The organism is Klebsiella sp. P1954 (assembly GCF_018199955.1).
In the GTDB taxonomy this organism is placed as follows: Bacteria; Pseudomonadota; Gammaproteobacteria; order Enterobacterales; family Enterobacteriaceae; genus Klebsiella; species Klebsiella pneumoniae.
The window spans coordinates 5,371,450-5,385,027 of the sequence record NZ_CP073373.1 but is presented as its reverse complement, the minus strand read 5'-3'; the positions used below and the strand labels follow the sequence as shown (position 1 = coordinate 5,385,027).

Genomic DNA, 13,578 nt, shown 5'->3' with positions numbered 1-13,578 from the left:
GGGCAAAAAAATAAGACAACATGAGATTGCCTGGGGTATAGCTTTATCTTATTTTTTAAGCGTGTACTCCCTCTTAAGGTATCAACATCATGCTTAAGCGTCGCACTCTCAAAACAGCACTGGCGGCGGTTATTTCTCTTGCCGTCATGGCCGCGCCAGCATATGCCAACCCGGGTAATGGCAATGGCAACGGCGGTGGTAATCACGGGAACAGTGGTAACCATGGCAATAGCGGCAATCATGGTAACAACGGTAACAGTGGCGACCATGGCAATAAAGGGCAAAATAAAGGCCAGTCCACTGAAGATCACGGCAAACGGAAAAACTACGGCAAGCCCGACCACGTCGACAGCGATATTAGCTTCTCACGGGCGCGCTCCCTTGCCGTGAACTACGGTCTGGTCGGCTATCAGGCGCTGCCGCCGGGTATCGCCAAAAATGTCGCCCGCGGCAAACCGCTCCCTCCGGGGATCGCCAAAAAGACCCTGCCAGCTTCTATGATTAACGACCTGCCCTATTATCCGGGCTATGAATGGCGGGCGGTCGGCGATGATCTGGTGCTGGTGGCCCTGAGCACCGCGATCGTCACCGCCGTGATTAACGGTGTGTTTGACTAAATCACCTGCTTATTGAAAAGCCTCGCCTCGGCGAGGCTTTTTTGTGCCTGATGCCGGTGAGTGACGGTTCACCGGCATAACCAGTATGATAACGGTTCAACCAACCCGGGACCGACTATGGACAAAGACACAGTAGTAACGCTGTTGAAATACAAGCGCTGGATTGACTTTGCCACCTTACAGGCGATCCGCGCGATTGACGGAACGGTACATGGCGAAAAGCGTCACCTGACCATCAGGCTGATGAACCATATCCATGTCGTTGATATGATTTTCCGGGCGAACCTGCGCGGCAGGCCGCACGGCTACACCGCGCTGAATACCCCTGAGACGCCAACCGTTGATGAGCTGGAAACGGCCATGACCGGCTGTACGGACAAATACATTCAGTACGTCAGCGCCATGACCCCCGCCGATTTCCACGAACGTATCGCCTTCAAATTTGTCGACGGCGGCGACGGCAATATGACCGCGATGGAGATGCTGAACCACATGCTCTTTCACGGCGCCTATCACCGCGGCGCGGTGGGCTGGATGATTGGCGAATGCGGCGGCGTGCCGCCGAAAGAGGTGCTGACCGTTTTCCTGCGCGACCATCATTCCTGACCGAGCGAAACCATTCGCCGTCGATTACGCGGAGAATCAGCAGGAGCTCTGCCTGATGTCGAGTATGGGTTTTCTGGTACAGGGCGCTAAGGTGGGTTCCGATCGTGGCGATAGATACGCCCAGATGTAAGGCGTCATACCCCGCACCAGCAGCTCCGCCACTGCGTTTTCGGCGGGCTTGACGTTAAACAACTCCATCAAGGCGCTGCCGGTGAGAAACGCCAGTTTCTGCAGCGCCGATTTCCACAAATCAGGATCCAGGGTGGCCATCAGCACCGTTTCCAGGATCTCGATATAAATCCGGTCCGTATCACTCGCCATACCGCCGCCTGTGAGTCACAGTTTCCGCTGCCGGAGCGGCGCATATGGCCGCCCTAATCAGCATAGTTCCGTCAGCGAAACAATGACAATCCCGGTTCGCTGAGCAGCCCGGGAAGCGTGACGCCACCGCGCTATCAAGGGGGTTCAGGATCCACTGTCGCGGGTTTGGATAGCGCCCCCCTTCCGGCATAGCGTCAGCCAGATCATCAGGGCGCACAGCAGGGTGACGACCGCCAGCCCGCTAAACAGTAGCGTATAAGCAGAGTCATAGCTCTCGCGCAGCACCCGGAGGGAAAAATCAGGCAAAAGCGCAGCCGCCTGCGGCATATTGCCGGCCCCCAGCCAGCCTGCGGCGCGGTGAATCACCTCGGGGGCATACCCGTGAACGCGACTCTGCAGGGTCAGGGTATTGCTTGCCGTTAATACCGCGGAGACGACCGCCAGGGCGATCCCCTCGCCGGCAACGCGTACGGTGTTGAACAGGCCTGCCGCCATACCGGCTTTGGCGACCGGCACAGCGGATATCGCCAGGCCATCCATCAGTCCCCAGGGAAGCGCCGCCCCCGCCCCACAGAGGATCAGCGCCAGCACCAGTTGCGGGAGGTGGTTACTGTGAAAAGCATCGCCCAGCAACAACAACCCGACGGAGGCCATCATCAGTCCCGCCGTGGACACCTGCCCCGGTGAAAACCAGCGGGTGAGCAGGGCCGCAACGGATGGGAAAACCAGCATCGGCGCGGTCAGCGCCATCAGATACAGTGCGCTCTGCGACTCACTCATCCCCTCTCCGCCCATAAAATGCAGTGGAACAATAATCAGCAGGACCACGTAGCAACAGCAGGTGGCGACAGGCAACAACAGTACGCCGACAAAACGCGGATGACGCAGCAGGGAGAGTTCCAGCACCGGGTTGTTCACCCTCCGGCAGCGTACGACAAACGCCACGAACAGCCCCCCCGACGCGATGAGCAAGGCCAGCGTGGTCAGGGATAAAAAACCGCGGGCCGGAATGACCATAAGCGATGCAGTAAACAGCATCAGGGCCAGCGTAAACAGGGTTAAGCCCAGGTTGTCGGGTGTCCGCGGCTCGCTTTTTTCTGTCGCAGGCAGAGATACCAGGCCTATAAGCAGAACCCCTGCCGAGAGCAGCGCAAACAGGGCGTATACGCCGCGCCAACCCACCGCGTCGATCATGAAGCCGATCAGCAGCGGACCGAACGCCAGGCCAATGCCGAACACCGTGCCCAGGATGCTGAATGCCCGCGTCCGCTGGGCGCCATCATACAGCTGGGCCAGCGCCGCACTGCCGCTGGCTAAAATCATCGCCGCGGCCAGGCCCTGCAGCGCCCTCAACACGCCTGACAGGAAGAGATTGTGCGTCAGACAAAACAGCAGACTGCTCAGGCAAAACAGCGCGGCGCCGGCGATAAAAATACGTTTTCTGTCGATGGCATCCGCCGCCAACCCTGCGGCCAGCAAAAAGCTGCCGAATGTCAGCATAAAGCCATTGGTCAGCCACGACAGCGCAGCGGGAGAGCCGCCCAGCGACTGCTGTATCGCGGGGGTGGTCATGACGCCGCCGGTAAAACTTAACGGCAGCAGCAAGGCCGCCATAAAGACAGAAAGCGCGGCCAGGGCGCTGGCGTATCGGGAAGGTGTTCTGGCGGTGAGTAACATCGGGCGGCCCTCATCAGTCGGCAAGGAATGAATAAACTGTCGCCATCCTATTGCGGATGTTAATGCCGATAAATAGACTGAAAATATCTTCTTAAGAGACATAAGGTTTATAATCAATGGACAGCCTCACCTCGCTGACGTCCTTTGTCCGCACCGCCGAAACGCTAAGCTTTGTTCAGGCCGCCAGGCTGCTGGGCATATCTGCCTCGGCGGTGGGTAAGAATGTCGCCCGGCTTGAGCATAAACTGGGGGTCCGGCTGTTCAACCGCAGCACCAGAAACGTCAGCCTGACGGCGGAGGGGGCCGCATTTCTGACCCGCTGTCAGAGTATCCTGGAGCAGATCCAGGAGGCCGAGTCAGAGCTGACCAGCAGTCTCTCACAGCCCACCGGCAAACTGAGGATTTCACTGCCCGTCATTGGCTACCGCCTGTTGCTCCCCGCCCTCACCGCCTTTAGCCGTCTTTATCCGCAGGTTGAACTGGATCTCGACTTTAGCGACCGGCTGGTCAATCTGATCGATGAGGGAGTTGATGTCGCTATCCGCAGCGGTGAATTAGCGGACTCCCGCTTGATCGCCAGAAAGCTGGGAGGCTTTCGTTTTGTGCTCTGCGCCAGTCCGGCCTATCTGGCGGAATACGGCGCCCCCGACTCGCCAGCGGAATTGGCGGCGCACAAGTGCATTTTTTTCCGCTTCCCCGCGACGGGGCTGATCCAGCCCTGGGAACTGCGCGGTATGCGACTGACGGGAGATTTCAGGTCCGCTGCCGTGATGACGGTCAATAACATTGAGGCCGCCATTCGCTTAAGCGCGGCGGGGATGGGCATCGCTTATGTGCCTGATTTTGTCGTGCGCGAGGCAATGGATGAGGGACAACTGCAGGAGGTGTTGCCCGGGTGTTGCATCAAGGATGGGTATTTCTCCGTCCTGTGGCCCGCCAGCCGCTACCTGTCACCAAGAATACGCTGTTTTATCGATTTTATAGCTGCGGCAGAGATACCTTTGTCACCCGCATCGGCGACCCCTGCCCCTTGTGTCTAACAATTTGTGGTGATTAGCTACCCCCACTGAAGCAGAGTGTGCCGCCCCCGTCCCTTAAGGTCAGAAAAGTCTGCACCGCTGAATCTTGATTTGCAGCACATGGCCCTCCGCTTCACCTTTCACACCAGCTCATCTGGGTGAACGGTTACCTGAGTTGAAGGTCCGCTGGGAGCGATGAGCGGACATCGTCCAGTTTAAACAGATGCCCGCAATACATACAGCAAGCTTGCCAGAGGTAACTCTGCTCTCCTACAAATAAAGTGTCCGCTTTGAGTAGGCAATCTGAGGGAGCGCTAATATGAAAAAGACCACAAGGATAAAATATCTCTGTGGTCATGGCTTCTTGATTCGAAAAATCTTTATCAGGCGAGCAATTTCATTGCCCTTCATTGATAACGGTGAATAGATTTTACTTAATCTAACAAGCTGGAGTTTTTAAGGGCATGAGAAACGTCCGGTAGCATGGGAAAAGAGTTTTGCCCGCCATATTTCTGTATTGAACAAGAGCTAATTTCAGCAGCAAAGGGGATCGCGTCCGTCAGCGAAAAACCATTAACAATGCAGTAGGCAATACCTCCAATAAATGAATCGCCGGCACCGGTGGTATCAACAACATCCGGACAGAATACAGCCGGGAAATGTCGAGTGCCATGTTCCTGGGACAATACCGCCCCTTTTTCACCGAGGGTAATGATTACCTGTCCCTTCACTCGTTTATGCAGTCCGGTTGCACAAGAATGAGCGTCATCAATCGAAGATACATCGGCACCGCTCATGAAGGCGGCTTCTGTCTCATTAACAACCAGGTAGTCCACCAGACTCAGGGCGTGGGCGGAGACATCCCGTGCCGGGGCGTTATTAAGGATAATGCGGCAATGGTGGGTGCTGGCAACGCCGATAATATACTCAACAACGGGGGCCGGAATTTCTGACTGAAGAATAACCAGTGGCTGTCCTTCGAAGAGTGACTCAGTGATGTCATCTTCACTGATAAGGTAATTAGCGCCTTTGATAATGGTGCTGCAGTAGTCACCTGATTCAAGGATCTGGACGATACCGATACCTGTGGTGGTACCCCGCTTGTTTACATTCTCTACCGATACATTATTCTCACGTAAAGAGTTGATCAGCTCGCTACCATAAATGTCATTTCCGACACACCCAACCATGCTGACGTTCAGTCCAAGTCTAAATAGCTGCGCCTAATACCGCTACACTTTTACCTGACCATGTTTTCCTCCGGGGAATGGGCTGGCGGTTTCCATAAAATGGCGGACCTTTTTCAGTAACTGCCACATTGAGCGGCACTGATGATTACGGGTTATCGTGTCATGAAGTGCCTGCCATAGCCGTTCCACATGATTCACCCACGGCGAGTAAACCGGCTGGTAAATTACCCTGAACTTGGGATTTGCTTTCAACCAGCGCTGTGTTTCGCGGCTTTTATGGATAATGTAGTTATCAACGATCAGCGTGATTGTTTTCGCCCGCCGGTAAGTGGCTTTCAGGTGCTTCAGCAGAGCGATAAACAGCGCTGAACTTTTGCTGTTGCCGCCCACGTAGCTAACTTTACCCGTGCCACTGTGCAGTGCGCCGGCCAGATAGTATTTTTCGTTCTGCCCCGGAGTCACTACCCGTTTCTGCTGTCCGCGCAACTGCCAGTCCGCACCGATTTTAGGATTAAGGTGGATATCCACTTCATCTTCATAAAATACCGGATGCTCTGCGCTGCATTCATCCAGCGCTTTGTGGATTACCGCCATCTTTTCATCTTTATGTGGGTCACGGATACGCAGAGTTGGCGCGGCCCTGCGCCATACAAGCCCCGCAGATGGCAACCAGCGGCGAACGGTTGCTGCATGTAACTGGCAACCGGTTATCTCGTTGATTTTTATTGCCAGTAATTCGGTGCTCCAGCGTGAACGTTGATAACCAAAATCGCCGGGAGAATGCTTTATCAGCTCACGTAACAGGGTGCAGATATGTTCAAAAGGCCAGCGTCGGGAGCGCCCTGCGGGTAAGGATTTCAGGCCTTCAATACCTGAGTGCGTAAACCAGTTAATCCAGCGACCAACGGATGAACGGGCACAACAGAGAGTTCTGGCAACATCGCTGACCCGTTCACCCCGATGAAGCATCAGCATGGCCGTGAGTCTGCGGGCATGATTTTTATCGCGCGTTTTATGAATAGCTTTCTGCATCAGGCGTCGTTCGCCACGGGGTATTGGTGCTATGATCGGCATCGCTCAGTCCGGTTGGTGGTTTTGGTTGGTTTGGCGATTGATCAGATCGCACAATCCGGGCTGAGTTCCCTTTCAGTGATCTACTATTCCGCGCAGCTATTTAGAACACTGCACCGCCTGATTAGCCCCCTTCCCACCTGGCATGAGCATTAACTCATTGCCAGTAAATGTTTCGCCCAGTTCCGGAAGCCGATCCTGCTGGACTAGAATGTCATAGTTCAGACTACCAATAACGACTACATCACTTTTCATCTTTTCAACCTTTAACTGGCGGTACGCTTGGACGCTACCGCATTTCTGGTGCTGAGTAAGCTATTTTTACTTTTGACACTGGTTTTACTGGCAATAATGGTAAAAATAGCGTCAAGAATATTCAGATGTACTATTCGGGTGGTAGCATTCTCGCCCGTGATCGGGTTATTTTTTACTGCCGAAATAATTGAATGTCGGGCAATAAGGCTAAGCGGACTGTTCGGATAATTAGTTAAACAAATCGTTTCTGCGCCGCTCTCATTTGCCATATTTACCATCTGGATAATATCCGACGTTTGTCCGGAGTGGGACACGGCCAGAAGAATATCACCTTGCCGCATCAGCGATGCAGTCATCAACTGTTTATGACTATCACTAAATACTGATGAGAAGATACCAATTTTTAGTAGCTTATGATTGAAATCATCACAGATTGCACTTGAACCGCCACAGCCAGCAATAAATATTCTGGCTTCTTCAGGCTTATTAATGAATAGATATGCAACCGATTTGATGACGGCACAATCAATGACATTTAACGATTCTTGCAGGGCAAGAACAGAATTAAGAAAAGTACTTTCAAGAACACTTTCAACATACTTTTCCGAATCGGGAATAACCGGAATGTCAACAGTGTTTTCAACGGCGTTCATGTTATTAGAGACGCTTAACTTCAAATCATGAAACCCGGTAAATCCCAGTTTTTTGGAGACTTTGGTTATGCTCGATACGCTAACCTTCAAATAATTAGCAATTTCTGTGATTGACATACGTGCCAGGGACTGAGGGTTATCATCTATAAAGCGGGCGATAGCTCTCTCTTTTTTACCTAGTTCAGGAGCCAGCATTCTCGCAAGTAAAAATACTTCATTACCCTTCAGCCTGCTGTGCATAACCCCTCCTGTAAATGTGAAAACGAAATTAGCACGACAAAATGATATGAAATGTTATCTGGCTCACATCCTATAAAATACTTTACTAATGTATTTTACTCTCAGTAAAATATTCATCTGGTTAATTGGTATGAAATTTTACAGTCAGTAAAATTAAATTTTAATGCGTTGATTTTAAATGGTTTTACTGAAAATGAAGTTTTTATATCTGAGCGGTATAATTTTATTTATTTGCAGTAATATTTTCCCGCCTCTATTTACTGAGATGAAATTCAATCTTATAAAAACACCTGGAATACAAAACAAGGTGACTGCAATGAAATTTTCCTCCCGAATTAATTCTTTCCGTTCAAGACCTGAACTATTCGATGCGAAAAACAAAATGGATACGTGTGATCTCATTACCCGTATGGGTAGTGCGGAAGGATTAACACATATCGAACTTAACTATCCTGAGCATTTTATTGGCCAGGATAAAGAACTGATTAAAAAATGTATTGCTGATAATGGTCTGCAGGTAGGTGGTATTGCGCTGCGCTACAATAAAGACTTTATTGATGGCGAGTTTACCAACCCGAATCCTGCGTTGCGCAGTAAAGCCATTGAGACGACGCTGGAAGCCGCTGAGATGTGTAAATTTCTCGAGGGCAATACCGTCACCTTATGGTTTGGATATGACGGCTATGATTACCCGTTCCAGCAAGATTACTTCCGCGCGTATGAGCTGCTCGTTGATGCCTTACGCATCGTGACCCAGGCACATGGGGATATGCAGTTCAGCTTTGAATACAAACCTTATGAGCCGCGTACTTTCTCCTTTATTGGGGATGTTTCCTCAACCTTGATGTTGATTGATGATGTTGGCAGTGACAATCTGGGTATCACCCTCGATTTCTGCCATATGATAATGAAGAAGGAAAATCCGGCCTTCTCCCTGTTCCAGTCAGCTCGTAAAAACCGCCTCGTCGGTTTCCATCTTAATGACGGCTACGGTCATTTCGATGATGGCCTGATGCTGGGTTCCGTACATCTCCTCCAGACTCTGGAATATATCTACTACGCGAAACGCGTTGGTTTTAGTGGCCTGATTTATTTCGATACCTTCCCGAGCCGCGAAGATCCGGTCGCGGAGTGCGCTCAGAATATCCGTATGTACAAAGCACTGTCTGACTTTATTGACCGTCTCAGCATTCCTGAAATTGAGCAAATGATCCAAAGCCAGGACGCCCTGAAAGTACAGGGTATGTTACTGAAAATGATCGCCGAATAATTAAAACAACCCGAAACTTACCTCGTATCCGCGACCAGTCAGTGTCTGACACTGGAGGGAAATATGTTTGAAAAGATAGGTTTACCCAGGAATTTATTATGGGGATATATCGGCCTGACCATCTTTATGATTGGCGATGGTGTTGAGCAGGCGTGGATCTCAATCTGGCTTGTAGAGAAGGGGCTGTCTGTTGCACAGGCATCCTACCTGATCACCGCGTATGGTGTTACTGTTACGCTGGCAGCCTGGGTTACTGGCGTTCTGGTTCAGACGCTAGGCCCGCGTAAAGTCATGTTTTACGGTCTGGTAACCTTTATCATTGGCAGTATCGGTTTTATCAGTGTTGGCCTTAAACACATGGAAATGGCGTGGATGCTTCCTTTCTACGCATTACGCGGGATTGGATATCCTCTGTTCGCTTACTCATTCCTGATATGGATTAACTACAGCACGCCTGTTGCGCGCAGGGCGACTGCAGTTGGCTGGTTCTGGTTTACGTTCTCATTAGGGCTAAGTGTGATTGGGCCCTTCTTCTCTTCGATGGCGTTACCGGTGCTGGGTGAGATCCACGTGCTCTGGGTCGGCTTACTGTTTGTCCTGGTCGGGTCTGTTCTCGGGATCTGGGTCAACCGTGATGTTGTTCCTGCTTCAGAAATTCACCCATTCAGCGCGGGTGAATTACTGAAAGGGATCACCATTCTGCAGCGGCCGGTCATCGCGATGGGCCTGGTGGTGAAATCCGTAAACGGTATCGCGCAGTACGGGCTGGCCACCTTCCTGCCTCTGTACCTGATCAGTTATGGCTACAGTAAAACAGAGTGGCTGCATATGTGGTCTGCAGTATTCCTGGTGGCTATTTTTGCCAATCTGTTCTTTGGGTTCTTTGGTGACAAATTTGGCTGGCGGAAAACCATTATGTGGGTCGGGGGATTTGGTTATGCCGCTGTTCTCATTCTGGTGTGGGCGGTCCCCCAGGTACTGGGTCATAATTTCTATGTGATGGCATTTGTACTTTGCCTTTGCGGCGTGACCATGGCGGGCTATGTTCCTTTGTCAGCGTTATTTCCGATGCTTGCCCCGGACAGTAAAGGAGCCGCTATGTCAGTACTGAACCTTGGTGCAGGCCTGGGAGCCTTCATCGCTCCCGCTATTACAGCATTGTTCTATTCATCTCTTGGCGCAGGTGGTGTTCTAGGCATCTATGCCGGTTTATATATCCTCAGTGGCGTGCTTACACCTTTCCTCAAAACGCCGGAGGAGCTTAATCAGCAGGCTGAACTGAAAGATAAGGTCGCATAATCGGGTGTAACTTTACTACAAGGTCCGGGTAATCCCGGGCCTTAGTGAATCGCCACGGGTTTAACCGACATCCAGCCAGCTTTTGAACCGTTATGACTTCTTTAAGATTATTTATAATTTTTTAGTTGACCAGGCACTCAAAATTTAACGTTATTGGGTTAGACGGAAGGTCTGCTTTTGGCACTAAGCGGACTTTTCAACATCAGGACATTTCTAACGAGCCAGTGATTAGACAATCCTAAATAGCTGCGCCTAATACCGCTACACTTTTGCCTGACCATGTTTTCCTCCGGGGAATGGGCTGGCGGTTTCCATAAAATGGCGGACCTTTTTCAGTAACTGCCACATTGAGCGGCACTGATGATTACGGGTTATCGTGTCATGAAGTGCCTGCCATAGCCGTTCCACATGATTCACCCACGGCGAGTAAACCGGCTGGTAAATTACCCTGAACTTGGGATTTGCTTTCAACCAGCGCTGTGTTTCGCGGCTTTTATGGATAATGTAGTTATCAACGATCAGCGTGATTGTTTTCGCCCGCCGGTAAGTGGCTTTCAGGTGCTTCAGCAGAGCGATAAACAGCGCTGAACTTTTGCTGTTGCCGCCCACGTAGCTAACTTTACCCGTGCCACTGTGCAGTGCGCCGGCCAGATAGTATTTTTCGTTCTGCCCCGGAGTCACTACCCGTTTCTGCTGTCCGCGCAACTGCCAGTCCGCACCGATTTTAGGATTAAGGTGGATATCCACTTCATCTTCATAAAATACCGGATGCTCTGCGCTGCATTCATCCAGCGCTTTGTGGATTACCGCCATCTTTTCATCTTTATGTGGGTCACGGATACGCAGAGTTGGCGCGGCCCTGCGCCATACAAGCCCCGCAGATGGCAACCAGCGGCGAACGGTTGCTGCATGTAACTGGCAACCGGTTATCTCGTTGATTTTTATTGCCAGTAATTCGGTGCTCCAGCGTGAACGTTGATAACCAAAATCGCCGGGAGAATGCTTTATCAGCTCACGTAACAGGGTGCAGATATGTTCAAAAGGCCAGCGTCGGGAGCGCCCTGCGGGTAAGGATTTCAGGCCTTCAATACCTGAGTGCGTAAACCAGTTAATCCAGCGACCAACGGATGAACGGGCACAACAGAGAGTTCTGGCAACATCGCTGACCCGTTCACCCCGATGAAGCATCAGCATGGCCGTGAGTCTGCGGGCATGATTTTTATCGCGCGTTTTATGAATAGCTTTCTGCATCAGGCGTCGTTCGCCACGGGGTATTGGTGCTATGATCGGCATCGCTCAGTCCGGTTGGTGGTTTTGGTTGGTTTGGCGATTGATCAGATCGCACAATCCGGGCTGAGTTCCCTTTCAGTGATCTACTATTCCGCGCAGCTATTTAGAATGTGGGTTACGGAAAACCAGGGGTTCAGGCGTAGAACCCCATTGACCTGTATTTTCAGAGGTAGTCCGAGGTCATATGCTGCTTGTTTGTCAATCACCAAGGTTGGGTAAAGCCCTGTCTTCATCCGGCAATTTAGTATCTGTTACCGGGCCGGATGAAGCCTGTAGAGTTTTTCCCCGTACTCGAAGGTTTGTGAAAGCTCCTGAGAGCGGGCCGAAATCACTTTACGTAGGCTTCGCTTTTGCCGACGTGTCAAACGACGAGGGACGCGAGAGAACGTGTAAATCCCTAGCTCCTGCAAAGAGCAAATACGTAGAGCGTGTGAAAACAGGCCGGTAATGGCCATGATATTTTCTACGTCAGGATCGATGGCGTTAATGGCCTGCTCTATACGTTTTATCTTCACCCTGATCGTGTCAATTGCCGTCGCAGCATCCGTGACATTCGGGGCTTTCACCCAGATAGGTTGATGATGAAACAGCCGGTTGCGGTATTTTCTCAGCTCGATGAGTCGGTTTTGCAGTTTCTGACGCGCATCCCCGCTACTACGTGAAAACGTCGCGTAGTTCTTGAAACAGCGTCCGAAAGACTGGGGCCACAGAAAGTGCTGATGATTACCTGGGTTCCGTCCGCGGGGGGCGGCAAATTCATCTTTCAGAATGAAATGCCAGGCGCTGAAATCAGTAGCGGCGATGATTTGATCATGCGACCAGACCGGGGGGTTACCTGGATTGACGACTCTCTTCAGGCGCTGCTCCTGAACCCAGTCTGAATTCAGCTTGTCGATGGCTTGGGTTATTTTGCTGTAGAAAGTCGTGTTTTGTATTCGGTTTCGACACTGTAAGCCCGGGTTGTCCCACCATTTCTGCCCGAACCGACGAGTGGCCTCACGGTCGATGCTGTTGCGTAACGTGATTTCAAGATTCTGCAGTAACGGGTAGATTGAACTGGCGGCATGCTGTGTCCAGATGTAGACCCCGTAAATTTCGCAATCCTGTATTGGTCGAAATGTGGTGATGAAGTGATTCAGCCTCGGCGTGGTGATGAGAGGCAGGATCGGAGCATAGTTGGCGTTTTGTGGCATGTCTTTTATTTCCTGACGGGGGATCCGGTTGACACGCAAGTAGCAGGAGTGTAAATTAACTCTCGTAAGCCTGCGTGACCTTCTTCCCCTTAACTGGTTCTAGTCGTTACGCACTATAGGCAAAACGCTTTTGGAAGCCCACCTTTGGTGGGCTTCCGTCATTTCGTTTCCCTGATTTTTCCTTAATGATCGCATTCCCCGCGCACTCCTTCAATCTTGTAACCGCTGCAGTCACAGGGCGCCCTCTTCAAAAATCCATCTTAACTGTTGTAGTCACATTTGTACCACAAACAGGCCCCTTGTTGGCGTTCAGGCAAGTAGATAACGCTGACTGCCCCGCAAGCGGGACAGAGCTGATGATTTTCTGGCAATAGGTTATTCAACCTGAAGTTGCAGCAGGTGCAGTAAGTTTCAACAGATTTAATATTAAAAAAAAACAGTAAGATACTGCTTTGCTTTATAGTTCATATGTTCTTAAAATCAGTTCATGAATGCGTGCATATTCAACTTCTTAGTTCATTTGATCACCAGCTCTCCAAAGGCGCCGAGCATTACCGAAATCTTCCACGACCTGTCCAACAATCAACCTGCATCAGGCTATTCTCTTGCGCCGAAAAATCTGCATGGCTGAGCGTCTTATTGACCGAAATCTTGCTATTTCCAACACATACCCTGCAGGGCGGATGTCCGGTAAAATGTATTCATGCCCCCTGCTGCAATGCTGCCCGGATAATATGTTCCACTACCCGTATCACAGTGTTCCTTTTGTTAGCCTGCACTCAGTCCGGTCGGTTAATCAACTGGCGAAGTTCTACAAGGGAAAGCGGCGCCGTGATCTCCTCCCTGAAAACAGTGCCAGGCTAAACTGAAGTCTCCG

At 51.1% G+C, this 13,578-nt stretch carries 11 protein-coding genes and 2 pseudogenes; 5 read left to right on the top strand and 8 right to left on the bottom strand.

Going from position 1 to position 13,578, the window contains the following annotated elements:
* Positions 1-89: 89 nt before the first annotated feature.
* Complete coding sequence (locus KB890_RS25885; protein ID WP_002907918.1) at positions 90-617, top strand: anti-virulence regulator CigR family protein; 528 nt, start codon at positions 90-92, stop codon at positions 615-617.
* 117 nt (positions 618-734) lie between these two features.
* Complete coding sequence (locus KB890_RS25880) at positions 735-1,223, top strand: DinB family protein (protein ID WP_004180185.1); 489 nt, start codon at positions 735-737, stop codon at positions 1,221-1,223.
* A 36-nt stretch (positions 1,224-1,259) separates the two neighbouring features.
* Here the strand turns inward: KB890_RS25880 and KB890_RS25875 are convergent, their stop codons facing one another.
* A complete protein-coding gene (locus tag KB890_RS25875; RefSeq protein WP_004180186.1) occupies positions 1,260-1,544 on the bottom strand; it encodes a hypothetical protein in 285 nt (94 codons plus the stop codon).
* Positions 1,545-1,688: 144 nt separating this feature from the next.
* On the bottom strand, positions 1,689-3,221 hold the full coding sequence (locus KB890_RS25870; protein ID WP_004180187.1) for an MFS transporter: 1,533 nt from the start codon (positions 3,219-3,221) through the stop codon (positions 1,689-1,691).
* 116 nt (positions 3,222-3,337) lie between these two features.
* Here KB890_RS25870 and KB890_RS25865 point away from each other — a divergent pair.
* Positions 3,338-4,274, top strand: a pseudogene (locus KB890_RS25865) (LysR family transcriptional regulator).
* 400 nt (positions 4,275-4,674) lie between these two features.
* Here the strand turns inward: KB890_RS25865 and KB890_RS25860 are convergent.
* The 4 genes and pseudogenes from KB890_RS25860 to KB890_RS25850 form a co-directional block, all read right to left on the bottom strand.
* Complete coding sequence (locus tag KB890_RS25860) at positions 4,675-5,442, bottom strand: ribokinase (protein ID WP_050583778.1); 768 nt, start codon at positions 5,440-5,442, stop codon at positions 4,675-4,677.
* A gap of 30 nt (positions 5,443-5,472) precedes the next feature.
* Positions 5,473-6,504: an IS630-like element ISEc33 family transposase gene (locus tag KB890_RS25855; RefSeq protein WP_031280730.1), complete on the bottom strand. Its 1,032-nt coding sequence runs from the start codon at positions 6,502-6,504 to the stop codon at positions 5,473-5,475.
* Positions 6,505-6,603: 99 nt separating this feature from the next.
* Positions 6,604-6,756 (bottom strand): annotated as a pseudogene (locus KB890_RS27765) (ribokinase); the annotation flags it as partial.
* Between the two features lie 11 nt (positions 6,757-6,767).
* Entirely contained in the window at positions 6,768-7,649 is an 882-nt protein-coding gene (locus KB890_RS25850) for an SIS domain-containing protein (protein WP_004180192.1), read from the bottom strand.
* 316 nt (positions 7,650-7,965) lie between these two features.
* Here KB890_RS25850 and KB890_RS25845 point away from each other — a divergent pair, with 316 nt between their 5' ends.
* Entirely contained in the window at positions 7,966-8,919 is a 954-nt protein-coding gene (locus tag KB890_RS25845) for a sugar phosphate isomerase/epimerase family protein (protein ID WP_004180194.1), read from the top strand.
* 63 nt (positions 8,920-8,982) lie between these two features.
* Positions 8,983-10,218, top strand: coding sequence for an MFS transporter (locus KB890_RS25840; RefSeq protein WP_004180195.1), 1,236 nt, complete (start codon positions 8,983-8,985; stop codon positions 10,216-10,218).
* Positions 10,219-10,479: 261 nt separating this feature from the next.
* On the opposite strand, the gene KB890_RS25835 is transcribed toward KB890_RS25840, so the two are convergent.
* The gene (locus tag KB890_RS25835) at positions 10,480-11,511 is read right to left on the bottom strand and encodes an IS630-like element ISEc33 family transposase (RefSeq protein ID WP_004176137.1); all 1,032 of its coding nucleotides are present in this window, start codon (positions 11,509-11,511) and stop codon (positions 10,480-10,482) included.
* A gap of 248 nt (positions 11,512-11,759) precedes the next feature.
* Positions 11,760-12,701 (bottom strand): Abi family protein, encoded by a 942-nt coding sequence (locus KB890_RS25830; protein ID WP_004180198.1) that lies wholly within the window; start codon positions 12,699-12,701, stop codon positions 11,760-11,762.
* Between the last annotated feature and the right edge of the window lie 877 nt (positions 12,702-13,578).